General features: G+C 72.3%; 18 protein-coding genes and 1 pseudogene. 7 read left to right on the forward strand and 12 right to left on the reverse strand.

Annotated elements, in window-relative coordinates; translation table 11 throughout:
- Positions 1-18: 18 nt before the first annotated feature.
- Positions 19-600, reverse strand: a complete 582-nt coding sequence (locus ACQP0U_RS23340; protein WP_433310736.1) for a TetR/AcrR family transcriptional regulator — start codon at positions 598-600, stop codon at positions 19-21.
- A gap of 221 nt (positions 601-821) precedes the next feature.
- Here ACQP0U_RS23340 and ACQP0U_RS23345 point away from each other — a divergent pair, with 221 nt between their 5' ends.
- The 5 genes from ACQP0U_RS23345 to ACQP0U_RS23365 all read left to right on the forward strand — a co-directional run bounded on the left by ACQP0U_RS23345 (position 822) and on the right by ACQP0U_RS23365 (position 5,371).
- Entirely contained in the window at positions 822-2,288 is a 1,467-nt protein-coding gene (locus tag ACQP0U_RS23345) for an MFS transporter (RefSeq protein WP_433310739.1), read from the forward strand.
- A 97-nt stretch (positions 2,289-2,385) separates the two neighbouring features.
- Positions 2,386-3,372: an SEC-C metal-binding domain-containing protein gene (locus tag ACQP0U_RS23350; RefSeq protein ID WP_433310742.1), complete on the forward strand. Its 987-nt coding sequence runs from the start codon at positions 2,386-2,388 to the stop codon at positions 3,370-3,372.
- Between the two features lie 71 nt (positions 3,373-3,443).
- Complete coding sequence (locus ACQP0U_RS23355) at positions 3,444-4,316, forward strand: hypothetical protein (protein WP_433310745.1); 873 nt, start codon at positions 3,444-3,446, stop codon at positions 4,314-4,316.
- A 128-nt stretch (positions 4,317-4,444) separates the two neighbouring features.
- Complete coding sequence (locus ACQP0U_RS23360; RefSeq protein ID WP_433310748.1) at positions 4,445-4,903, forward strand: nitroreductase family deazaflavin-dependent oxidoreductase; 459 nt, start codon at positions 4,445-4,447, stop codon at positions 4,901-4,903.
- A 60-nt stretch (positions 4,904-4,963) separates the two neighbouring features.
- Positions 4,964-5,371 (forward strand): hypothetical protein, encoded by a 408-nt coding sequence (locus tag ACQP0U_RS23365; protein WP_433310751.1) that lies wholly within the window; start codon positions 4,964-4,966, stop codon positions 5,369-5,371.
- A gap of 12 nt (positions 5,372-5,383) precedes the next feature.
- On the opposite strand, the gene ACQP0U_RS23370 is transcribed toward ACQP0U_RS23365, so the two are convergent.
- The 7 genes and pseudogenes from ACQP0U_RS23370 to ACQP0U_RS23400 all read right to left on the reverse strand — a co-directional run bounded on the left by ACQP0U_RS23370 (position 5,384) and on the right by ACQP0U_RS23400 (position 13,197).
- Complete coding sequence (locus tag ACQP0U_RS23370) at positions 5,384-5,833, reverse strand: hypothetical protein (protein WP_433310753.1); 450 nt, start codon at positions 5,831-5,833, stop codon at positions 5,384-5,386.
- Between the two features lie 306 nt (positions 5,834-6,139).
- Positions 6,140-6,403, reverse strand: a complete 264-nt coding sequence (locus tag ACQP0U_RS23375; protein ID WP_030489032.1) for a DUF6244 family protein — start codon at positions 6,401-6,403, stop codon at positions 6,140-6,142.
- 593 nt (positions 6,404-6,996) lie between these two features.
- Positions 6,997-7,638: a hypothetical protein gene (locus ACQP0U_RS23380; protein ID WP_433310756.1), complete on the reverse strand. Its 642-nt coding sequence runs from the start codon at positions 7,636-7,638 to the stop codon at positions 6,997-6,999.
- Positions 7,639-7,839: 201 nt separating this feature from the next.
- Positions 7,840-8,301, reverse strand: a complete 462-nt coding sequence (locus ACQP0U_RS23385) for a hypothetical protein (protein ID WP_433310759.1) — start codon at positions 8,299-8,301, stop codon at positions 7,840-7,842.
- Entirely contained in the window at positions 8,298-8,813 is a 516-nt protein-coding gene (locus tag ACQP0U_RS23390) for a hypothetical protein (RefSeq protein WP_433310761.1), read from the reverse strand. Before ACQP0U_RS23390 ends, ACQP0U_RS23385 begins: the two co-directional genes overlap by 4 nt.
- Before the next feature lie 2 nt (positions 8,814-8,815).
- A pseudogene (locus ACQP0U_RS23395) lies at positions 8,816-11,368 on the reverse strand (FtsK/SpoIIIE domain-containing protein).
- 98 nt (positions 11,369-11,466) lie between these two features.
- Positions 11,467-13,197 (reverse strand): hypothetical protein, encoded by a 1,731-nt coding sequence (locus ACQP0U_RS23400; protein WP_433310763.1) that lies wholly within the window; start codon positions 13,195-13,197, stop codon positions 11,467-11,469.
- Positions 13,198-13,246: 49 nt separating this feature from the next.
- Here ACQP0U_RS23400 and ACQP0U_RS23405 point away from each other — a divergent pair, with 49 nt between their 5' ends.
- Positions 13,247-14,116 (forward strand): hypothetical protein, encoded by an 870-nt coding sequence (locus tag ACQP0U_RS23405; protein ID WP_433310766.1) that lies wholly within the window; start codon positions 13,247-13,249, stop codon positions 14,114-14,116.
- Positions 14,117-14,309: 193 nt separating this feature from the next.
- Positions 14,310-15,842 carry a M1 family metallopeptidase gene (locus ACQP0U_RS23410; RefSeq protein ID WP_433310769.1) on the forward strand — a complete coding sequence of 511 codons (1,533 nt, stop codon included), beginning with the start codon at positions 14,310-14,312 and terminating at the stop codon, positions 15,840-15,842.
- Positions 15,843-15,947: 105 nt separating this feature from the next.
- Here the strand turns inward: ACQP0U_RS23410 and ACQP0U_RS23415 are convergent, their stop codons facing one another.
- The 4 genes from ACQP0U_RS23415 to gltB all read right to left on the reverse strand — a co-directional run bounded on the left by ACQP0U_RS23415 (position 15,948) and on the right by gltB (position 24,315).
- The gene (locus ACQP0U_RS23415; RefSeq protein WP_433310772.1) at positions 15,948-16,442 is read right to left on the reverse strand and encodes a hypothetical protein; all 495 of its coding nucleotides are present in this window, start codon (positions 16,440-16,442) and stop codon (positions 15,948-15,950) included.
- A 69-nt stretch (positions 16,443-16,511) separates the two neighbouring features.
- Complete coding sequence (locus ACQP0U_RS23420; RefSeq protein WP_433310775.1) at positions 16,512-17,909, reverse strand: MFS transporter; 1,398 nt, start codon at positions 17,907-17,909, stop codon at positions 16,512-16,514.
- Positions 17,910-18,083: 174 nt separating this feature from the next.
- Positions 18,084-19,619 carry a glutamate synthase subunit beta gene (locus tag ACQP0U_RS23425; RefSeq protein WP_433310778.1) on the reverse strand — a complete coding sequence of 512 codons (1,536 nt, stop codon included), beginning with the start codon at positions 19,617-19,619 and terminating at the stop codon, positions 18,084-18,086.
- Positions 19,612-24,315 (reverse strand): glutamate synthase large subunit, encoded by a 4,704-nt coding sequence (gene gltB, locus ACQP0U_RS23430; protein WP_433310781.1) that lies wholly within the window; start codon positions 24,313-24,315, stop codon positions 19,612-19,614. The genes ACQP0U_RS23425 and gltB overlap by 8 nt, the downstream gene beginning before the upstream one ends.
- Between the last annotated feature and the right edge of the window lie 69 nt (positions 24,316-24,384).

Genomic DNA, 24,384 nt, shown 5'->3' on the forward strand with positions numbered 1-24,384 from the left:
AAGGCGCGGCCGGCGGCGTCAGCGCGGCGCGGCTGGTGGGCGCAGGCCGTCCAGGGCCACGCCGAGCACCCGGTCGCGCTGCTCGGGTGACGGGAACTGGGCCATGGTGAGGCCACTGATCAGCCGCACCACGTCGTCGAAGCCGATGTCGTCACGGACCACGCCGGCGGTCTGGGCGCGACGCATCAGCGGCTCACCGGCGGAGAAGATCTCCGTCCGGCAGCTGGCGAAGATCTCGGAGTCGTGCAGCAACTGCTCGGCGAGCGCCCGCTTGGTGGCGACGTACGCGACGAAGCGGTGCAGCCAGGCGACGAGCGCATCCCAGGGTGGCAGCTCGGCCAGATCCTCGGCGGAGTGGCACAGCGCCCGGACCTCCTCGACGTAGACGGCCTCGAAGAGGTGCCGACGGGTCGGGAAGTTGCGGTAGAGCGTGCCGATGCCCACCCCGGCCCGCCGGGCCACGTCCTCCAGGGAGGCGGCGGCGCCGTTCTCGGCGAACGCCTCGCGTGCCGCCGTGATCAGGGCGTCGTAGTTACGCCGCGCGTCGGCCCGCTTGGGCCGCTGGGCGAAGACCTCGGGCACCTGCCCCGCGCTGGTCATGACGTGCGTCACCTCACCCTGGTTGCATCCGGAGGGAACCCTCCGCTAGCTTAGTGGAGGCACCCCTCCGGAATCCCGGAGGCCTGCCTCCGGTTACCTTACCTCGGGACCCGCCCGATCGCCGCCTGGCCACCCCGATCGCCCGGATCCCGACAGACATCCCGTCACAGACGACGGGCGACGTGCCCTCATTCCCGTACGTAATCAGGGAGTTTTCTCTCGTGGCAGTGACCTCCCGACGCAGCTCGCGTCGGCTCACCTTCACCGTGCTCGCGGCCGGCGCCGGGTTCTTCGCGATGCTCCAGTCGCTGATCACCCCGGTGCTGCCGACCATCCAGCAGGACCTGCACACCTCCCAGAACACCGTGACCTGGGTCCTGACCGCCTACCTGCTCAGCGCGTCGATCTTCACGCCGATCCTCGGACGCGTCGGCGACATGGTCGGCAAGGAGCGGATGCTCGTCGTCTCGCTCGCCGCCCTCGCCCTCGGCTGCCTGCTGGCCGCCATCGCGCCGAACATCGGCGTCCTCATCCTCGCCCGGGTCGTCCAGGGCATCGGCGGCGCGGTCTTCCCGCTGTCGTTCGGCATCATCAGGGACGAGTTCCCGGCCGCGCGGGTCTCCAGCGCGGTGGCCGCCATCTCGGCGATCGTCGCCGTCGGCGGTGGCCTGGGCATCGTGCTGGCCGGCCCGATCGTCAGCACGCTCGACTACCGCTGGCTGTTCTGGATCCCGATGGTCGTGGTCGGGCTGACCGCCGTGGCCGCGCACCTGTTCGTGCCCGAGTCGCCGGTCCGTACCCCCGGTCGCATCGACTGGCGCGCCACACTGCTGCTCTCCGGCTGGCTGGTCGCGCTGCTGCTGCCGATCAGCCAGGGCGCCACGTGGGGCTGGACCTCCACCCGGGTGCTCGGCCTGCTGGCCCTCGCCGTGGTGCTGCTGGCCGGTTGGCTGGTCGCCGAGGTCCGCTCGACCAACCCGCTGATCGACATGCGGATGATGCGCCTGCCCGGCGTCTGGACCACCAACCTGGTGGCCCTGCTCTACGGCGCGTCGATGTTCTCCGTGTACGCGTTCCTCCCCCAGTTCGTGCAGACCCCGACCATCGCCGGCTACGGCTTCGGCGCCAGCATCAGCCAGGCCGGTCTGCTCATGCTGCCGATGCTCGTCGCGATGTTCGTCGCCGGCCTCATCGCCGGCCGGCTCCAGGCCGTCTTCAGCGCCAAGGCGCAGCTCGCCACCGGTGCCGTGTTCAACGTGGCCGCCTCCGCGATGCTCGCCACCGCGCACGACACCCGCTGGGAGGTCGCCATCGCCGGCGGCCTGGTCGGCCTCGGCATCGGCCTGGCATTCGCGTCGATGGCCAACCTGATCGTCGCCAGCGTGCCGGCCAGCCAGACCGGCGTGGCGACCGGCATGAACGCCAACATCCGCACCATCGGCGGCGCGATCGGCGCGGCCGTGGTCAGCGGCGTGATCACCGCGAACCCGCAGGCCAACGGCCTGCCCCGGGAGGCCGGCTTCACGATGGGGTTTCTCGTCCTCACGGCGATCGCCCTGGCCGCCGCGCTCGCGGCCCTCGCCGTCCCGTCCGCCCGGCGGGCGTCGGCCGGTCGCCGGCCGTCCGCCACGACGATCGTCGAGTCGGAGCTAGCCGGCGAGTTCGCCACCATGCCAGCGACCCGCTGAGGGTTCGTGTCGCAGCCCGGGCGGTTCGCCGCCCGGGCTGCGGCGCACTCCGGAGTACGCTGGCCGCTCCTTGTCCGTCATTCCTCAGGATGCGCCCATGTCCGACTTGCTGACCGCCGACCGCATCGAAGAGATCGGCGCACTGGGCCCCGACAGCCCGGACCCGGCCGCGCTCGTCGCCGAACTGGTGGACGCGGTCGACGAGGGGCGCGTCGCCAACCCCGACGACACCGGGTACGCCCTGCTGGTCGCCGTGGACATCCTGGAGCAGGCCGGCGACCTGGCCGACGCGCTCACCCTGGCCACCCGCGCCATCGCCGAACAGCCGGACGACAACGCGTACGCCCGGGCGGTGCGCGGCGGACTGCTGCTGCGCGTTGGGCGTACCGACGAAGGCATGACCGAACTGACCTCCCTGCGTCCGCTGCTGGAGACCGACCCGGCGGCCACGTACCTGATCGACGAGCTGGTGGAGTCCGACCACGCCGAGACGGCGTTGGAGTGGCTGACCGGTGCGCTGGACGCCATCCTGGAGCGGACCCGCACCCAGCAGCACGACTCCGAGGACGCCCAGGACGAGGCCGCGGCCATGATCTACGGCCTGGCCCAGCAGCGGCACGACCTGCGCGAAGAGCAGGGCCTCCCCCACGACGAGTACGACAACCTCGCCGACCGGCTGCGCGCCGCGAGCACCCACGCGCTCGACGCCCTCGACGACGGCCCGGCCACGCTGCTGTTCTGGCCGCAGGCGGAGTTCGACGCGCTGCTGCTGCGCTGGCCGGCGCTGGTCGACAGCTACCCCGCCACCTGGGACGAGCACCGCGCCCAGCTCGAACGCGCCCTCGTCGACGCATCCGGGATGGGCGGCGCCGACCTGGGGGTGGTCGTCGGCACGGCCGCGGGCCTGGCGGCCTTCGCCGAACGCACCGGCAACGACCCCACCAGCGAGGAAACCCTCGACGAGTACGCCGACAGCCTCGACGAGGCCGGCGTGACCGCCTGGCCGCCCGGCCGCAACGACACCTGCTGGTGCGGGTCCGGCGCCAAGTACAAGAAGTGCTGCCTGCCGCGCTCGCGCGCCTGACCGTTCGCTCGCTTTACCCCACCTGCCACCATCGACCTGTTCTTAGCTGTCGCTATCGGTCGGAGTCTTAGATGTGGGGCTTGGGCGACGTCGTCGACGCGTGGTTCGCGGGTAGGCCCACGGAGAACCTGGAGCTTTTCGGTCTGGCCATGGTCTTCTGGGGTCGCATGGGCAAGTCGATGCTCTACCTGGCCGGACTCACAGTCGTTCTGGACCTGCCCGACCCGAAGAAGCTGCGACAGTGGGGAGCGGCGGCCGTTGAGCATGCCGGCAGGCCGTTGGGCCGGATGCGGCGCAAGCGCCGGGTTCGTCGGCTGCTGAAACTTCAGGCCACCATCCGCGATGACCTCGTACGGACCACCACGGCGGCCTCGCCCGGGCTCGTCGTCACCCGCGTGCGTCTTGTCGGAAACCTTCCGGATGCCGTGCCCGTGGGCCTCACCATGGCGCTTGCCAGCTACCGCGACTTCCACAGTCAGGTCATGGCCGCGATCCTCGATGCGCACACCTGCGGCAGTCGGCACGAAGCCGACGTGTGTCCGCAACAGCAGGACTACGCGGTGCGCCGCACCAACGCACTGATCGCCAGCCAGTTGCCGGCTGACGAACGGGACCTGATCCAGGACCTGGAACGGTCCGACAACGGCTTACTGCTCGTGCTCGGCGCGTTCGGCGCGGTCGGCGGCATCTTCGTCCTCGGCGTCGGCATCACGAACCGGGGTGCGCCCTGGACCTACGCCGGCCTCGCGCTGAGCGTGGTCGCCACGATTACCTACTTCCCGAGCCTACGGCTCCTGGCGGCAGCAGCGCCCTTCCGCGTCTGGGGCGCCCTACTGTCCGGCTACGGCCGACTGCTCGACCAGACCCGACCACTGCACCTCCTCCGGTGGGTGGCGGCCGGACTCTTCGTCGTCGGTGGCCTGTTCGACCTGCTGGCCTCGTAACGACTGCCGCGATGTGAGCCGGGCCCCGCCTGGTGAGCTGGGCCGCCATGTCGCCGGACCGCGATGCCGGCCCGACAGCGATGCCGGCCGGGCCGCGCCCGGGCACGTCGCGTGGCTAGGCTCGTCCCATGACAGCGGCGGGACGGCACGAGACGATTGGGGACAGTCCGGTCGGCTGGGTCGCCAGCCACATCCGGCGCTACGTACAGACGGACGGCGCTGACGGGGGCACCTTCCACGGCGTACCCTCGCTGCTTCTCACCACGCGCGGACGCCGATCGGGCACGCTGCGCCGCACGGCCCTGATGTACGGACGCGACGGCGACAACTATCTGCTGGTGGCCTCGAACGGCGGCGCGGCCAGGCACCCCGCCTGGTACCTGAACCTGGCCGCCGACCCGGCGGTGGAGATCCAGGTCGGCGCAGAGCGGATCGCCGGCCGGGCCCGGACCGCGACCGGCGAGGAGCGGGTCCGGCTGTGGCCGGTGATGACGAAGGTCTTCCCGACGTACGCCCGCTACGCCAAGGAGACCGACCGCGAGATCCCGGTCGTCGTCATCGAACGCGCCACCGATCGATCCCGGTGAGTGCCGGGGGACGCTAGTGTGACGGCAGGTAAGCACCCCACTCCGGCAAGGAGGACCGTCGTGCGCCGCATCATCACCGCCATCGCACTGCTCGGACTGTCGCTCTCCGTCCTGCTGGCGCCGACGCCGGCAAGCGCGGCGAGCAGCGTCGAAGTCACCTCCGGGACCCTTGTCGCACGAGGCGTCGCCGTGGACCTCACCCTCACCGTCACCTGCCAGGCCGGCATGTCCGGCACGTCGGAGCTGGTCCTCCGGCAGCGGTCGGGCGACCACGTGGCGTACGGAACGGGCTGGGCGCCGCTACGCTGCTCGGGCGAGCCCCAGGTCGTGACGGGGCGGGTGTTCGCGGAAGCGGGCGGCTACGCCTTCAACCGGGGCGTCGCCCTGGCCAGCGGCCACTTTGAACTGTGCGAACAGGAATACTGCGACTACCTGGACTTCAACAACACCGTCCGCGTCACCCGCTGAGCCGGAGGCCCCTCACCCGGCTGCCTCAATCGCGGCCTCCACCTTGTCCAGGTAGTTGAACCACCACTCCCCCTCGTCGGGCTGAGAGGCTGTGGCGAGGAGATTGGCTGCGACCACGAACACAGCACTCAGGCCGCCCGCAGTGCTAGCGAGTCGCGGTGGATTGCCCGTCGTCACCGCAGACAGGACGGCATGCACATCGGCTGCCGAGACTTCGGCCCATCGCTCCTGATGACCGATGTTGCGCGAGAGTTCGTTGATCTCGTGGGTCGAAGGCAGACCATCGTGGACCTCGAACAGAACGGCGGCGTTCACGGCCAGCGTCAGCTCGACTGCCTTGGTCAACGTCGCTTGGCTGGCGCCCAAGGCATTGAAAGCACTGTCGAACCTGTCGGAATCACGGTGCACAGCAGCATCAAGGACAGCTCTGACCAGAGCTTCCACCTGCTCATTGATCTTCACGGCCGGGCCCTCCGTCTCGGTGCTTCGCTCTCCACGCCTTGAAAGATCCGGCTGCGGCAGCAGCAGCCAGCAGAGTACCGGCAACCGCCTTGACGGCCGCCGGCAAGAATTCCTGGAAGCTCGCGTATGCCGCAGCCGTAGCGGAGGTCCACCACCCGATTGACTCGCTGCTGAGGTGCTGGCGGCGCGGGGCCGGCGGCGCCGCCTGGTCCCGGTTCGGGCTATGGAGTTGTCGAGGGACCGCAGACCTGATGCCTGGTTTCGCCACCGCGGGTGGTTGGTGGATTGTGCTGCCACCACCCGTGGTCAGTTTCCCAGCGCTCGGACCTTGGCAATTGTCTCCTGCACGTGCTGCTTGGCCGGGTCGCCACCCTGGGACGCCTGCGCGAGCGCCTGACGGTACGAATCGATCATGCCGACCAGCGGACCGGCGGCCACGCCTTCCAGCGCACCGGCGACGAGCGCTCGCGCCTCGGCGGCGTCCTGTGCTGCCGCTGCGGTCTTGGCCTTCGCCTCGTCCAGCTTCTGCGACGCCGCCGCCAGCCTCGCGATGATCTGTGCTGCGCTCACGCGCACCTCCCCGTGGTCGACCACCGCCTCCACCACCGCACCGGCGGAGACCACATGGGAGCGTACGAGATTCGCGCACCCAGCGCGACCGGTCGCTCGCTCCCGCGTCACCTCGTGGGCAGAGACCGACCCAAGCGAGCGGTTCCGACGGAGTTTGCCGACGAGCCCCGACCGGATCCGGATGGCGCTCCAGATCTTGGACACTTTCCGTTAGGAGCTGACGGAAAGTGTCCAAGATCTGGAGCGACGCCACGAGATTGGAGCGCGGATGCCGTCGGCGATCAGCGCCCACTTCGCTGTGGCGGGCATTGCTGTCTCCCAGGTCTGCCCTGCCAATCGATCCCCAGCAGGTAGGCGCCACAGCCGTATCCGACCGGCGGTGAACGCAACAGGGCGGGAGCTCGACACGAGATAGCTGAAGTCGGGGTATCCCACTGGCACGGATACCCCGACTTCAATGAAACCGAGTGGATCATGGCCGGCCTCGGACCAAGACGGGCCGGGACAGGCCGGGACAGGCCGGGACAGGCCGGGACAGGCCGGGACAGGCCGGGACAGGCCGGGACAGGCCGGGACAGGCCGGGACAGGCCAACTACGGCGACGGCGGGCCGTTCTGCGCCCGGGTGATCAGGTCGTGCAACGGCTTGGTGCCGCTGCCGACCATCACACCTGTCACGACGGCGTCGACCCAGACCGCCACTCCGTTCCAGTCGCCGCCCGCGACCGCGTGCAGCACGTAGAACCCGCCGGCACTGGACGCCACGGTGGCCAAGCCGCTGGCGAGACCCCACGCGACGATGGTGCGGTTCGCCTTCGCCCGCGCGACCTTGGCGGTGGCCACGGCGACCGCCTCGCGGTTAGTCTCGGTGAGGCCGTCGGCCCGGCTGTTCACGTCGGTCACCGTGCGGGACAACGCGGCCTCGGCGGCGCGCCCTGGCAGCCACCGTGAGAACGGCTCCAGGATCCGCTCGACCGCCGCGGCGAAGACCAGCAGGGTGAGGAAGACGCCAGTGGTGTCCTCGGGCTGGATCTTCGCCGCGGAGGCCCCGCTGCGCCAGATCGCCCAGCCGGCGACAGCGCCGACGGCGATCAGCCCGAAACCCGCAACCACCGCGCCCGGGCCGGCCTGCTGCGTCGCGGAGACGACCGACAGCCCCGGCTCCTGCTCGGCGCGAGGCGTCGCCACATCGGCGTTGACCGGCGGCGGAACGGCAACCCCGCCTTCTGCCGACATCGGCTCAACCTGGGTGGACGTGTATCCCTGCAATTCCCTGACCAACCTTTCGACCTACCGCTTATGGGACGTCGAGGCGTGACGATCCAGAGCCTCGGCAAGCGGATTGCGTGCCGACTGCGCTCGGGGCGCGAGACTACGGCACCGAGGCGAACACAGTGGAGCGCCGGTGGATCATGCCCGGAACGGACTGGGCCGGGGTCAGCGCAGGCCGCGGACCAGCAGCAGGTAGGCGCAGTAGGCCATCGGCACCACCAGGAAGCAGATCAGGAACCCGAGCGGCAGGTACCGGGGCGGGGTGCCGGCGACCATCGCGGGCCGCCCCCACCGGCCCAGCACCAGGTACCCGCCGAAGAACGCCACCGCCGGCAGCCCCGCGCAGACCCACGCACCGAGGGTGAAGCCGTCGACCAGGCCGACCCCGGAGGCGAGTACCAGCATCAGCACGAGCACCCCGGCGGCGGCCCCGCACCCGGCGTAGACGGCGACCGCCCGCGCCAGCGGCGACCACGTCGGCAGCAGCGCGGGCCGCTGGGCCAGCAACTCCGCCTGCTGCCCGTGCCGGTCGGCCTCGTCGGCCATCCGCCGGGCCAGCTCCAGCTCCACCGCCGGGTCGGCCGCCGCCGCGCGCTGCGCCGGCACCCCGGCGCCCGCCGGGCTCACCGCCGTCGGCAGTGCCAGCCGCGCCTCCCCGCCGGCAACTGGGGGTACGCCCCGACCCCCGACCGCCCCGGCGCGCCGGCTGCGCCGGCGGCTTCCCCGTCCCCCGATCCGGGTGCGGCGGACGGGTAGCCGGCACCAGCAGCGGACGGGCCGGACCCGGCACCGGAAGCCGGCCCAGCCCCAGCAGCGAAGGCCGAACCGGACCCCGCGACGGCGGAAGAGCCGGGCCCCGCAGCGGTGGACGGGGCGGCGCCGGATGGTGGGCCGGGCCAGGAGGCACCCTCGCCCGGACGCTCCGGACCCGGGGCAGGGGCGGTGGGTGGCTGGTCGACGCCGATGGCTCGGCCGAGCTGGTCGAGGCGCTGCCCCTGGGCGGTCAACCGCTGCTGGAGATAGTCGACGGCGGCGTGCAGGTCACGGCGGCGCGCGGACTCGGCGGCGGCGTGCTGTTCCCCGGCACGGTGCTGCGCGGAGAGTTGTCGGGCCAGCGCCGCGTACTCCTCGAAGGACACTGTCACCGCTCCCCGTCCGGGTCGTGCCCGTCGCCGACGAACGGGACGATCAGCCGGGTGCGCTGGTCGTGCCTGTCGATCAGCAGCGCCCGGTCGGGGCGGGGCGTGTAGGTCAGGTCGTGCGCTCCGAGGTGCAGGGCCAGCTCGGCGCCGGGCACGTTGAGCGCGACCAGGCAGGCGACGTCGTCGCGGTTCTGGGTGCCGCCGAGGTCGTCGGCGAGCCGGCGGAGCCCCCGCCACCAGCCGAGCAGGTGCACGCCCTGCCCGGGGCCCTGGCGCAGGACGGTACGCAGGTCGTCCAGGCCGGAACGGAAGGTGCCGGGGTCAGCGGCCCCGAGGACGGGTGCGGCGGCGTCCATGCCGAACACCACAAGGTATTCGCGGCCGGTGGGCTCGGCGGCCAGCGCGGCGATCCGGTCGCGCAGCCCGGCCGCGTCGAGGCGCTGCACCGGGTGGCCGGCGGCCCGCAGCAGCGTGTCGGTGTCGTCGGCGACCGGGTCGGCGACGTCGACCAGGCAGGCAATGTGGAACCGCGCGTCGCCGGGGGTGTGCTGGCGGGCCAGGCTGAGTGTCGCGGCGCGCAGCACGTCCGCGCCTGTCGGTGCGGTGCCCACCACGGCGAGGTGCCGGCCGGGGGTGGTGTCCATCAGGAACAGTGCGGTGGTGCCGTGCACGTCGACGGTTCGGCCGACCAGGGCCATCGGGCGTCGACCACCGGGGCGCAGCCCGGCGAACGTGGGGTCGTCCTCGATCCGTGCGGCTTCGTACCCCTTGAAGACCGCTGGTGCCCGCGAGCCCGGCGGGCGGGCCTGCCACAGCTCGTGGCGCAGGGCGGCGAGGTCCGCAGCGGCGGCGTGCGCGTCGGGGAAGCGCAGCACGGAGTCGGCCCCAACCGCGCCGGCGGCGGTGTTGACCACGGCGGAGCCGATCGGCAGGGCCGCGGCGGCGTCGTTGAGCTGGTCGAGGACCCCGCCACCGCCGGGCAGCGCCACCCGCAACGCGAACTGCCCGAAGATCGCCTCGGCCCGCCCGTAGAGGGCTTCGATGCCGGTCATGCTCTGGCTGGCGAGCACCAGGTGGATGCCGTACGAGCGGCCCTTGCGGGCCAACTCCTCCAGCAGGTCGACGGACTCGCGGGCCAGCGCGTCGTTGCCGGCGAGCAGCACGTGGAACTCGTCGATGACCGTCACGATGCGCGGCAGCGGATTGTCCCGGGGCAGGTCGGCGAGCTTGGTGACGCCGTGCCGCTTGAGGGCGGTTGCCCTGCGCTGTGCCTCCCGGCGCAGCTCGCGCAGCACCGCGAGACCGTACTCGCGGTCGGACTCGATGCCGACGGCACGGGCGTGCGGCAGCCAGGACGGGTCCCGACCGGTGGGCACGAACTCGGTGAAGCTCACGCCCTCCTTGAAGTCGAGCAGGTAGAGCTGCAACTCGGCAGGCGAGTAGCGGGCGGCCAGCCCGTAGAGGACGTCGAGCAGGAAGACGGTCTTGCCGGCGCCGGTGCGCCCGCCGACCAGCCAGTGCGGGGTGGCGTCGTCGAAGGCGAGCGTCAGCGCGGTGTCGAGGGCCGCCGTCGACCCGCCGCCGGCGGCCCGGCCGATCACCGTACGCAGACCGTTGCCGGCGGACTCGGCCCAGCGCTGTTCGGGCAGCAGGTCGGTGAAGGGCAACGCGTCGGCGCGACGGGTGGCGGCACCGAGGTGTTCGGCGAGCGCGCGTACCGAGGCGGGCGGCGGGTCGCCGTCGAGCAGGACGGGTGCGGCGAGCCCGCTGCCGTCGGCGCTGAACGGGGTGCCGGGCGGGTCGCCGACGTGCGCGTACCCCTGGTTGAGTCGGACCGCTGTGGTGCCGCCCAGCGGCGGCGCGGTCTCGCCGGGCAGCCGGGACGGGTGGCCGGCGAGCAGCACGCACGGCGGCGGCCGGGCCGGCGTGGGTGAGCGCGGCGAGCCGGGCCAGCTCGCGCGGCGGCGGCGCGGCGGTGGCGACCACCACCAGCAGGCGACGGGCGGCGGGCGTGCCGTGCTGCGCGGCGCGGGCGTGCTGCTCGGCGGCGTCCAGCAGCGCGGCCACCTCGGCCTCACCGGTGGCCGACGGATCGAGCACCCCGGCGTCGAGCAGTGGGCGCAACGGGCCGAAGGTGGCGCCGAGCGCGGCGGTGTCGATGCCGGCGACGCGGACCTGACCCGGTGGCGCGGTGGCGACCAGCCGCAGCACCAGCGCCCGCAGCAGCCCGGCGACCTGCGGGTCCCGAGCGTCGGTGTCGAGGGCCAGGTGGTGGCCGCCGCCGAGGGGACCAGCACCGGAAAGCCGCCGTCCGCTGTGGACGCCTCGCCGATCCGCACCGCGGCCGGCTCGTCAGTCAGCGGCGTGACGCCGGGGGCGGGGGTGGCCAGGGCGCCGCCGAGGCGGGCGAGGTGGGCCACGAGGTCGTTGGCGCCGCCCGGCGCGACGACTGTCGGTGCCGCCCCCAGGACGCCGCGGGCGGTGTCCAGATGCGCCCGGGCCGCCCGGTGGGAGTTGACCGCCTGCCCGTACGCCGACGCGAGCCTGCCCACCCTCTGCCCCCAACGCCGACGACCGCCTGGTCCCAGGAACCCTAACGGACACCGACGGCACCCGGACAGTCCTGCGAGGACGTGTCACGCCGGACCGGTCAGGCGGGGCCGCACACCGCCGGGCCGGAGGCGTCAGCCACCCCGCAGCGGAACACCTCCACCGGTGCCCTCGCCACGTCGGGCACCTGCTCCACCCGCATCAGGGCCAGCCGCTTGTCGACCGGCTCCCCCGAGTCGGGCGTGAACCGGATCAGCCCCGCCACCCCCGGGTAGCCCTGACCGGCGTTCTGCCGGAGCACCTCCGCGTGCACGCCCACCGGGTTGACCGAATCCGGCTCCCAGCGTTGCCGCGGATCGGCGTGGTGCAGCCGGGCGGCGAGGCTCTCCACCGCCCGGACCAGCATCATCGCCGCGTCGTAGGCGAGGCTGACGCGCTCGCCGACCTGTTCCTCCGCGGAGCCCGGCCGGCAGCGCGGCGGGTCCAGCAGGTCGTCGGCCTGGATCCAGGACAGGAAGCTGGCCCGCGCGTCGTCGCGCCGGTCCTGGGCGGCCCGCAGCGCCGCGCAGGTGGCCAGGGCCGCCTTCGAGACGTACGTGACGGGCAGGTTGCCGGGCGCGGCGGCGCGCAGGCCCGGGTTGGCCATGTACCGGTTGGCCGAGTCGTCGGCGACGAGGTGTCGGGGCGGGTTGCCGCCGCACTCGCGCAGCGCCCGCAGGAAACCGTCGAACTCCGACCAGCGGCCCGCGTAGAAGAGCAGCCCGGGGTAGCCGCACTCGTCGGTCAGCCGCTGCCCGGTGCGCCACTCGTCGAGACGGGTGATCCGGGAACCGAACCGTTGTCGGAGCCCGTCGACGAGGGTGCCCACGTAGAGGTCCTCGGTGAGCGAGCTGCCCTCCAGGGTGGTGTAGAAGACGTGCGCCTCGTTGACCTTCAGCACCTGTGTGGCGTACGCGTCGACAAGCTTCACCTGATCCGTGTTCGGCGCGGAGATCTGCAGGTAGAGGCGGGAGTTGGCGTCCATCTTGTCGGCGGAGAGGGTGGGCGCCAGCACCGGCAGCCCGACCTGGTTCAGCTCGCGCAGCGCGCGGGCGGTGCTGGTCCGGCTCTCCACCAGCCCGACCACCCCGAGCACCGTGGGGTCGTCCCGGGCCAGCTCGGCCAGCATCGCCACGGCCCGGTCGGCGTAGATCATCTGCCGGCCACCGTTGGCCACCACGATCCGCAGCAGCGCGGCACCGTCGGCGCCTGCCGACTCCTTCAGCAACGCGTACTGGGCGGTGGCCATCCCTTCGAGCTCCTCGCGCTCGGAGACGTACGACTCCTCGTCCGCGCGGGTGCGGTTGCCGGTCAGGGTGCCCAGGTAGACAAGGGTGAGGAAGGGCCGACGTCGGTCGCTGCGCTGCCAGACCTCCTCGGCGGCGCGGTTCTGCGCGAAGATGCGCTGTTGGACGGTGCGCAGCCGGTCCTGACCGGGGTCGTTGTTGAACACCTGTGCGGCGCTGTCGCTGTAGCCGACACACTCGCCGCTGCCGACCACCTCGACCGAGACCTGGCCGGTGAGCGAGGGGTGGCAGCCCAGCCCCCACCGGCTGGCCGCCCAGAGGCCGAGCGACGCCACCAGCACCAGACACAGCGCCGCCGGCAGGAAGCGCCGTGACCACCACGGCGGGTCGGGCGCGGAGAAGGGCCGCAGGCCGCCACGCGACGGTGGGCCGGTGTCGGTCTCGTCGGGACGCAACGCCACCAGCCAGGTGGCCGGTCGGCGCAGCCGCCGCATCTCCGGCAGCGCCTCGGCCCACTCGTCGTACGCCTCGTCGGCCTCGGTCAACGGGTGCGGTTCGGGCAGGGCCGGTGGGGGTTGCGCACCGGACGCGACGATGAGCAGCGGGTCGTTGCGGCCGGTCTCGGTGCGGACGTCGCCGATCAGGCGGACCAGTTCCCCGCCGACGTTGCCGGGGGGCGACGTGATCGAGCAGCAGCGCCGGGTACGCGGTGCGCCGCCAGTCCGACGGACGCCACGGCCGACGCCGGTACGCCTGCCGCAGATCCTCCAGGAACGCGTGCAGCAGCAGCTTGTTGACCTGGTCGGGTTGCTCCCCGTCGCGCCAGCCGGCGGTGAGGCGCTCGGCGAAACCGAGGAAGGTGACCGACTGCCGGGGCGCCAGATACTGCTGGCGCATGAACCAGTTGTAGTGGCGACCGAGTACCGGCACCCGACCGGAGACGGCAGCCCGGAAGACCACCCCCGGCACGGCACGACGGACCAGCCAGAGCAGCACCTGCGAGACGATGCTGACCGCGTCGCCGCCGGAGGGCAACGCCTCCGGCGTACGCGGGCCCTTGCGGTCGCGCAGCCGGCGGACCAGGGCAGCGCGGCTGTCGTCGGCGTCGATGCCCAAGCTCAGGCTCTGCTGCATCAGCCAGTCGGCGAGCGGGTAGTGCCGGAAGCGGAGTCGAGCGGCGCCGAAGGCCTCCAGGGAGAGCTGCCGGTGCAGCTCACGCAGCAGGGCCGGCACGTCCCCCGCACCCGGCGGCATGTCGGCGTCCAGCACGGCGTGCGGGACCCGCCGCCGGGGGCCCTGGCCGAGGAACCGGCGCAGCGGCACCATCAGATCCGCGGTGTCGGAGCGGACCAGCCACAGCAGCGGCAGCCGGCGGTCACCGCGGCGGGGTCGCCGCAGCAGCCGGGCGAGCAGCGCGAACAACTCCAGTCCGCCGGCCGGCAGCCGCTCTCGACCGGCGGTTGACTGCCGTGGGCCGATCAACTCCCGCTTGGGCAACTCCGAGCGCCGCACGCGTCACCTCCGATCAACTCAGTGTGACCTTGCGGCGCAAGGCGCGCCAGAGGCCGGTAGCCGACCATGGGTGTGGCGGGCCGGCGACGTTCACAGTTGTCGATTAGGTTGGCGTGGCGAACACCCGATGGAGGGAGTCCACCCCGTGCGACGAGTCCTCACGGCGGCCACCACCGCCCTGACCCTCACCACCGCCGGCACCATGCTCGCCGGCACCCCCGGCCAGGCCGCGCCGACGGCCTGGGGCCGTCCTGTCGTCTCCGCCGCGCCGCAACCCGGCGCGCCCGGACTGGGCGACAGTTACTTCCCCGACTACGGCAACGGCGGCTACGACGTCGAGCACTACGACGTCCGGCTGCGCTACGAACCGGCCACCGACCTGCTCACCGGCACCACCACCATCCTCGCCACCGCCACACAGGACCTCTCGACGTTCAATCTGGACTTTCTGCTCGACGTCGAGTCGGTCCGGGTCAACGGCTGGGCGGCGACCACCAGCACCGCGGGCACACACGAGTTGGTGGTGACCCCGGCCCGTACGGTGACCAGGGGTCAGCAGCTCACCATCGTCGTGCGCTACTCAGGTGTCCCGTCGGAGACCCTGGTCGGCGGTTACACCGGCTGGACGCGTACCGACGACGGCGCCCTCGCCGTCAACGAGCCCGAGTCGGCGTGGTGGTGGTTCCCGAGCAACGACCACCCGCTGGACAAGGCCACCTACGACATCTCGGTGTCGGTGCCCACCGGCGTCGAGGTGATCAGCAACGGCGTGCAGCCGAGGCCGCCGCTGGCCGAGGCCGGCAACCGCACCCGGTGGATCTGGCGGACCACCTCCCCCACTGCCACCTACCTGGCCTTCATGGCCATCGGTCAGTACGACATCGTCACCGACACCACCCCGAGCGGCCAGCCGGTGATCAACGCGTACAGCACCTCGCTGGGCGCACTGGGGCCGGCCGCGCGGGCCAGCATCGAGCGGACCGCCGAGATCGTCGACTGGGAGAGCGGGATCTTCGGGCCGTACCCGTTCGAGGCGCAGGGCGGCGTGGCCGGGCCGGTGGACGGCATTGGCTTCGCCCTGGAGACGCAGACCCGACCGGTGTACGGGCCGGGCTTCTGGCGACGCGGCGCCAACACGTACGTGGTGACGCACGAGCTGGCCCACCAGTGGTTCGGCGACTCGGTCTCGGTGGCCGACTGGCGCAACATCTGGCTCAACGAGGGCTTCGCCTCGTACGCCGAGTGGCTCTGGTCGGAGGAGCAGGGCGAGGGCACCGCGCAGGAGGTCTTCGACTTCACCTACGCCAGCTACCCGGCCGACGACGACTTCTGGCAGGTGCTGCCCGGCGACCCTGGTGCCGCTCGGGTCTTCGACGACGCCGTCTACGACCGGGGCGCGATGACCCTGCACCAGCTACGGCTGGCCGTCGGTGACGACGCGTTCTTCGAGATCCTGCCGACCTGGACCGCCGAGCACCGGTACGGCAACGGCACCATCGAGCAGTTCCAGGCGCTGGCCGAGCGGATCTCCGGGCTGGACCTGGACGACCTGTTCACCACCTGGCTGTTCACCGCCGGCCGACCCGACGTGGCCAGCGCCGCCCGTAAGGCCGCCCCGCCGACCGAGCCGAAGTCCTGGGCCAAGATCCGCGAGTCGCACCACCTGATGTCCCACTAGGACTCCCGACCGGGCTCAAGATCCGCGCAACTTCAGGGATGCAGGTGCCTCCGCAGCACCCGAGGCACCACTTTCCCTGTTGTTGCGCGGATCCTGGCTCCGGCTTCAGGAAGACGCAGTGCTCGCCTCCACGGCGCGGATGTGCCGGTACGCGAACCAGAGCGGCGGGAACGCCCCGACCGCGAAGGACAGGTCCACGAGCGTCCAGAACCAGGGGATGTCACGGATCGGGCCGCAGATCAGCGCCAGCGGAACGATGCCCGCGCAAGCGATCATGCCAACCTGCACCACCCAGACGTTGCGCACCGGATCGCGCAGCGGCCCCCAGAACGCCACCGCCAGCACCAGGTGGGCGAAGGCCAGCCAGTCGGTGCCGTAGAGCAGGAACGGGTAGTCCTCACCTGCTGTCACGAGCCCGGTGTGCACCCGCTCGACCCAGGCGACCAGCGCGGGCAGTTGGCCGGCCAACGGGTCCAGCAGGCGAAGCAGCCAGCGCACCTCGATCTCCAGCGGGAACGCGGTGACACCGCTCAGGAAGAGCCCGATCAGCACGATCCACAGCCACCGGCGGGTCCGCCGTAGCCGCTCCTCGATCTCCATGATCGCAGCGTAACGATGATCTTCGTGTCGTCCTGCCCTGGAAGCAGGCTGCCGGGGGTGACAGCTGTCTCAGCGGTTGGCCACCGGCCCGGCGGTGGCCAACTCCCTGAGTCGGCCCGACTCCGGTCGAGCCACGCCGGCTTCGGCGGGCGCGATGACACAGACCGCCCCGGTGGGCCGGACGATGCGGGCGGCCCGGAACGCCGCTCGTCGTACCGGATGGCGAGGCCGCGGGACGACAAGCGCGAGGGTCGTCGCGCGGCCGCGCTGGCGGTCCAGGGCGACGCCCGCCGCCGCCGTGGCGATCGCCGCGGCCGAGCCGGCGAGGACGAGCGTCTGCCGGGGGCCGGCGTGTTCGGCGAGCCAGCCGAGCAGCGGGGCGCCGACCGCGGCGGAGACCGAGCCGGTGACCGCCAGGGCGGCGAGCACCCGACCCCGCATCGCGCCGTCGGTGTCGAGTTGGGCGCGGGTGCCGACTGTGGTGTCGATGACCACCGCGGCGGCGGCGATCGGCAGGATCACCGCGGCGAAGCTCCAGGTGCCGGGGGCGAGGCCGGCGACGATCTGCAACGCGCTGGCGAGCAGGCCCGCGACGACGAGGGTCCGGTAGCCGAGGGATCGCTGCCGGGCCGCGACGAGCGCACCCACCACCGTTCCGACCGCGAACACGGTCGACAGCAGGCCGTACCCGGATGCGCCGGCGTCCAGCGGACCGTCGCTCATCGCGGCCATTGTCACCTGGTAGTTGCGGCCCAGGCTGCCGAGCACGAACGCCAGGGCGAGCGCGAGGAGCAGCACCGGCTGCCCCCGCAGGTAGGCGAACCCGGCCCGGACACCGCCCCGGTTCGATCCGGCGTCCGGGACCGGGAGGCCGGGCATGGCTCCCGGGCGTACGGCGAACAGCGCCACCACCACGGCGCCGAAGCTTGCCGCGTTGATGCCGAAGAGCAGTGCGGGGCCGACGGCGGCCACCACCACGGCACCGAGGCTCATGCCGAGGATGCGGCCGGCGGAGTTGGTGAGCGAACCGAGCGCCAGGGCGTTGCCCAGCGTCTCCCGGTCGACGAGGCTGGACGCCCAACGCCCCATCACCGGGCCTTCGATCGCCGAGACGGCACCGGTGGCCAGGGAGATCGCGAAGATCAGCGGCAGGCCGCCGAACCCGGTCAGGGCGACCGCCGCCAGTCCGGCGGCGAGCGCCGCGTGGGCGCCCTGGGCGGCGATCAGCAACGGGCGGGCCGGCAGACGGTCGGCCAGGACGCCGCCCCAGACGCTGAGCAGCAGCGTGGGCGCCGCCTGGAGCAGCACGGCGAAGCCCATGGACGTCGCCGAGCCGGTCTCCTTCAGGACGTACCAGTTGACCCCGAGGACCTGCATCCAGGTGCCGATGACGGAGACGAAGCCGGCGAGCGCCCAGATCCGGTAGTTGCGGTGGCGCAGCGCGGCGAAGGTGGCACCCGTGGCCACGACGAACCTCCAGCGATCGGCGGCATGATCATTCAGGCCGATCGCGGCGCGGTTCGGCAGCCGACAAGTCTTGCCGACTTAAACCTTTTTGCCCATGTTTGTGAGCGGCTTCACCAGCGGGAATGTCCGGTCGACGCGGCAGCAGAACCGCCGCGCCGACCGGACACCCGCAGCTCAGCGAGCGGCGAGAGCCTGGGCGGCCGGGCCCACCGGGGCCGGCAGCGCGCCGACACCGCCCAGATAGCCGTGAATGGCGGCGGCGGCCGCCCGCCCCTCGGCGATGGCCCAGACGATCAGTGAGGCGCCCCGGTGCATGTCACCGGCCACGAACACCCCGTCGGCGTCGGTCTGCCAGTCGTCTCGGGCGTCGATGGCGCCCCGAGGGTTGCGGGCCACGCCGAACTGGGCCAGCAGCGGCTGCTGCTCGGTGCCCTCGAAGCCGATCGCCAGCAGCACCAGATCGGCCGGCAACTCCCGCTCGGAGCCCGGCACCACGGTGACGACCCGCCGACCGTCGCGCTTCTCCACTGTCACCTCGGCGATCCGCACCGCCCGCACCTGGCCGGTGCCGTCGTCCACGAACTCCTGCACCGCCACGGCGAAGACGCGCTCGCCGCCCTCCTCGTGCGCCGGGTAGCTGCGCAGCACCCACGGCCAGGTCGGCCACGGGTCCCGTGCCTCGTCACGCTCCTGCGGCGGCTGCGGGTACAGGTCGAGCTGGTGCACGCCCGCGGCGCCCTGGCGGTGCGCGACACCGAGACAGTCGGCCGCCGTGTCACCGCCACCGATGATCACCACGTGCTTGCCGGCCGCGTCGATCGGGGTGCCGTCCGGCAGCACCGCCTGCGGCAGCCGACGCTCGCCGGTGGCCACCACGCCGGCCTGGTCGGTGGCCGCAGTGGCGACCGCGCGATTCGCCGCGACCAGGTGCGCCATCGCTTGGTGTACGCCCCGAAGCGCCCGCCCCGGGGTCTCCGGGGTGTCCCGGCCCTGCAACGCCCCAGCGGCCAGCAACACCGCGTCGTGCTCGGCGCGCAACTGCTCGGCGGTGACGTCCACCCCGACGTTCACACCGGTGCGGAAGCGCACCCCCTCGGCGGTGAGCTGGGCCAACCGGGCATCGATGTGCCGCTTCTCCAACTTGAAGTCGGGGATGCCGTACCGGAGCAGGCCCCCGATCGCGTCGTCGCGTTCGTACACAGTCACCGCGTGACCGGCGCGGGCCAACTGCTGGGCGGCGGCGAGGCCGGCGGGCCCGGAACCGACGACGGCGACCGACCGGCCCGTTGGCGCCGGCACCGGGCGGGGGGTGAAACCACGCGCCGCGGCGGCGTCGGCGATCTCCACCTCGACCTGCTTGATGGTCACCGGTTGACCGCCCGAGATGCCGAGTACGCACGCCGCCTCACAGGGCGCCGGGCAGAGCCGGCCGGTGAACTCCGGGAAGTTGTTGGTGGCGTGCAGCGACTCCACAGCGGCGTCCCAGTTGCCGGTACGCACCAGGTCGTTCCAGTCCGGGATGCGATTGCCCAGCGGGCAGCCGTCGTGGCAGAACGGGATGCCGCAGTCCATGCATCGCGTGGCCTGCTCACGGACCAGTTCCTCGCCGGCCGGCGGGTACACCTCCCGCCAGTCGCTGATCCGCACCGGCACCGGACGGCGGGCCGGCAACCGCCGGTCGTAGCGCAGGAAACCGTTCGGGTCAGGCACGTGCCACCTCCTGGGCAGCCACCCGCGGGGCGGGCGGCACCGGCGCGGCGGGCGCGCTGAGCGCGCCCATCACCGCGTCGTCGACGTCGCGGCCGGCTGCTTCGGCGGCCCGCATGATCTCCAGCACCCGGCGGTAGTCGCGGGGTACCACAGCGGTGAACTCGGCAACCGCCTCCGGCCACCGCTTGAGCAGCTCCTCGGCGACCGCTGAGCCGGTCTCGGCTACGTGCCGTTGGACCAGCTCGTGCAGGAGCGACTGCTCCTGCTCGCCGAGCGGCATCAGGTCGACAAGCTCCGCGTTGACCCGGGCTCGGTCCAGGTGGTGCACGAAGGCGGTGCCGCCGGACATGCCGGCCGCGAAGTTCCGGCCGGTCGCGCCGAGCACCACCACCGTGCCGCCGGTCATGTACTCGCAGCCGTGGTCGCCGACGCCCTCGACCACGGCGATCGCGCCGGAGTTGCGCACCGCGAACCGCTCCCCCACCCGGCCGCGGAGGAAGACCTCGCCCGCCGTGGCCCCGTACAGGATGGTGTTGCCGGCGATGATCTGATCCTCGGCCCGCTGCCCCGGCTCTGCGTCCGGGTCGAGGAACGGCGCGGCGGCGTCCGGGCGGACGATGAGCCGTCCCCCGGAGAGGCCCTTGCCCACGTAGTCGTTGGCGTCGCCGTGCAGGCGCAGGGTCACCCCGCGCGGCAGGAACGCGCCGAACGACTGCCCAGCCGTGCCGTGCAGCACGAACTCGATGGTGTCCTCGGGGAGGCCGGCGCCGCCGAAGCGACGGGTCACCTCACCGCCGAGCATCGCGCCGACGCTGCGGTGCTCGTTGCGCACCGCCACCTCGACCCGCACCGGAGCGCCATCAGCCAGAGCCGGACGGGCCAACGCGATCAGCTCGTTGTCGAGCGCCTGCTCAAGGCCGTGATCCTGCGCGCGGACCCCGCGTCGCGCCGCACCGGCGGGCAGCTCCGGCAGGTGCAGGACGGGCGCCAGGTCCAACCCGTGCGCCTTCCAGTGCGTCACCGCAGGGGCCACGTCGAGCAGCTCGGACTGCCCGATCGCCTCCTCGATCGACCGGAAGCCCAACTCGGCCAGGTAACCCCGGACCTCCTCGGCGAGGAAGAGGAAGAAGTTCTCCACGAACTCCGGCTTGCCGGTGAAACGCTCCCGCAGCACCGGGTTCTGGGTGGCGATGCCGACCGGGCAGGTGTCCAGGTGGCAGACCCGCATCATCACGCAGCCCTCGACGATCAGCGGCGCGGTCGCGAAGCCGAACTCCTCCGCACCGAGCAGCGCCGCGATCAGCACGTCCCGGCCGGTCTTGAGCTGGCCGTCGACCTGCACTGTGACCCGGTCGCGCAGCTTGTTGAGCAGCAGCGTCTGCTGCGCCTCGGCCAGCCCCAGCTCCCACGGGGTGCCGGCGTGCTTGAGCGAGTTCATCGGGGAGGCACCCGTGCCCCCGTCGTGGCCGGAGATCAGGATGACGTCCGCCTTGAGCTTCGCCACCCCGGCGGCGACGGTGCCGACACCGACCTCGCTGACCAGCTTGACGTGCACCCGGGCCGCCGGGTTGACGCACTTCAGGTCGTGCACCAGCTGGGCGAGGTCCTCAATGGAGTAGATGTCGTGGTGCGGCGGCGGGGAGATCAGACCCACCCCGGGCGTGGCGTGCCGGGTCCGGGCGATCCACGGCCAGACCTTGTTGCCGGGTAGCTGACCACCCTCACCCGGCTTGGCGCCCTGGGCCATCTTGATCTGCAGGTCGTCGGCGTTGACCAGGTATTCGCTCGTCACACCGAACCGGCCGCTGGCGATCTGCTTGACCGCCGAACGGCGGGCCGGATCGTGCAGCCGCTCGACGTCCTCGCCGCCCTCACCGGTGTTGGACTTGCCGCCGAGGCGGTTCATGGCGATGGCGAGCGTCTCGTGCGCCTCGGCCGAGATCGACCCGTACGACATGGCGCCGGTGGCGAACCGCTTGACGATCTCGGTGGCCGGCTCGACCTCCTCGATCGGCACCGCCGGGCGGACCCCGGTACGCAGGGTGAACAACCCGCGCAGCGAGCCGGCCTGCGCGGCCAGCGCATCGACCTTGGCTGTGTACTGCCGGAAGACGTCGTACTGCCGGGTGCGGGTGGCGTGTTGCAGCAGGAAGACCGTCTCCGGGTTGAACAGGTGCAGCTCACCCTCGCGACGCCACTGGTATTCCCCACCGACCTCCAACCGGTCGGAGACGGCGGTGCCGGCCGGTGGCCAGGCCAGCGCGTGCCGGGCGGCCACCTCGGTGTGCACGCCCACGAGACTCACCCCGCCGATGCGGCTGGGGGTGCCCCGGAAGTAGCGCTCGACCAGCCGGCTGTCCAGGCCGACCGCCTCGAAGACCTGCGCCCCGCAGTACGACGAGACCGTCGAGATGCCCATCTTGGACATGATCTTCAGGACGCCCTTGCCGAGCGCCTTCGCGTAGTTGCGCACCGCGGCGGCGGGCTCCACACCGGCCAGCGCGCCGGTGTGGATCATGTCCTCGACCGACTCGAACGCCAGGTACGGGTTGACCGCCGCCGCGCCGTAGCCGATCAGCACCGCCGCGTGGTGCACCTCCCGGCAGTCGCCGGACTCGACGATCAGCGCCGCCTGCGTACGCGTCTGCTCGCGGACCAGGTGCTGGTGCACGGCGGCCGTGAGCAGCAGCGACGGGATCGGCGCCAGGTCGGCGTTGGAGTCCCGGTCGGAGAGCACCAGGATGCGGACGCCGTCCTCGATCGCCTCGGAGACGTGCCGGCAGATCTCGGTCAGCCGTGCCTTGATCCCGGCGGCGCCCTCCCGGATCCGGTACAGCCCGGAGACCCGGACCGCCTTGAAGCCGGGCAGATCGCCGTCCTCGTCGATGGAGAGGATCTTCGCCAGCTCATCGTTGTCGATGATCGGGTGCGGAAGCACGATCTGCCGGCAGCTCGCGGGACCCGGGTCGAGCAGGTTGCCCTCCGGCCCGATGGTCGACGCCAGGCTGGTCACCAGCTCCTCGCGGATGGCGTCCAGCGGCGGGTTGGTGACCTGGGCGAAGAGCTGGTGGAAGTAGTCGTAGAGCAGCCGCGGCCGGGTGGACAACGGCGCGATCGGGGTGTCCGTACCCATCGAGCCGAGCGGCTCGGCCCCGGTGCGGGCCATCGGCCCGAGCAGGATCTTCAGCTCCTCCTCGGTGTAGCCGAAGGTCTGCTGCCGGCGGCGCACCGAGTCGTGCGTGTAGACGGTGTGCTCGCGGGCCGGCAGGTCGTTCAGCTCGATCAGCCCGGCGTGCAGCCACTCGCCGTACGGCTGGGCGGCGGCCAACTCGGACTTGATCTCCTCGTCGTGCACGATCCGCCCGGCGACGGTGTCGACCAGGAACATCCGGCCCGGCTGGAGTCGCCCCTTGGCGACCACGTGGGCCGGGTCGAGGTCGAGCACGCCCGCCTCGGAGCCGAGCACCACGAGCCCGTCGTCGGTCTGCCACCAGCGCCCCGGGCGCAGCCCGTTACGGTCCAGCACCGCGCCGACGATCTCGCCGTCGGTGAAGGCCACCGACGCCGGGCCGTCCCACGGCTCCATCAGGCTGGCGTGGAACCGGTAGAAGGCGCGCTTGGCCGGGTCCATCCCCGGGTCGTTCTCCCAGGCCTCGGGGATCATCATGAGCACCGCGTGCGGCAGGCTCCGCCCGGCCAGGTGCAGCAGCTCCAGGACCTCGTCGAAGTTCGCCGAGTCGGAGGCGGCGGGAGTGCACACCGGGAAGACCCGCCGGATGTTGCCCGGCACGTTCGGCGAGCGCAGCAGCGCCTCGCGGGCCTGCATCCAGTTGCGGTTGCCCCGGATCGTGTTGATCTCGCCGTTGTGGGCGATGAACCGGTACGGGTGCGCCAGCGGCCAGGACGGGAAGGTGTTGGTGGAGAAGCGGGAGTGCACAAGCGCGATGGCGCTGTCCACCCGCTCGTCGCGCAGGTCCGGGTAGAACGCCGGCAACTGGTCGGGCGTGAGCATGCCCTTGTAGACCATCGTGCGGCTGGACAGCGACGGGAAGTACGCCGGGACACCCCGCTCGGCGGTCTCCCGTTCGGCCTGCTTACGCAGACAGAACGCCACCCGGTCCAGCTCGATGCCGTGCAGCGGGGAGCCGGCCGGTCCCTCGGGCGCGTCGGTCAGGCGGTGCGCGGCCAGGAAGAGCTGCCGGACCCGGGGCATCGCCGCCAGGGCGGTCTCGCCCAGGTCGCTCGGGTCGACCGGCACATCCCGCCAGCCGAGCAGGTCAGCGCCCTCGACCAGCGCGTACTTCTCGACCACCCGGCGGGCACGCGCCTCGGCGGCGTCGTCGTCGGGCAGGAAGACCAGCCCGGTGGCGTACTCGCCGGCCGGGGGAAGCGCGACGTCGGCCACCGCGCGCAGGAACGCGTCGGGCACCTGGATCATGATGCCGGCGCCGTCGCCGGTGTTCGGCTCCGCGCCACGGGCGCCCCGGTGGTCCAGCCGACAGAGCGCGCCGAGCCCGTTCGCGACGACCGAGTGTGAACGCCGGCCGTGCAGGTCCGCCACGAAGGCCACGCCGCAGGCGTCGTGCTCCTGCGCTGGGTCGTAGAGGCCCTGGGCGGTCGGACGGGGGTGGGGCGTCGGGGACGCCTGCGGGCTGTGCGGGTGCGGCTGTTCTGTGTCCGCGTACGGCTGAGCCACCGGGCCTCCTGTCGTCACTCAGGTTTATTCATGGTGGGGACGACGTCGGCCCGTGGGTCTATTGAGTCT

The organism is Micromonospora sp. CA-269861 (assembly GCF_050948505.1).
GTDB lineage: Bacteria > Actinomycetota > Actinomycetes > Mycobacteriales > Micromonosporaceae > Micromonospora.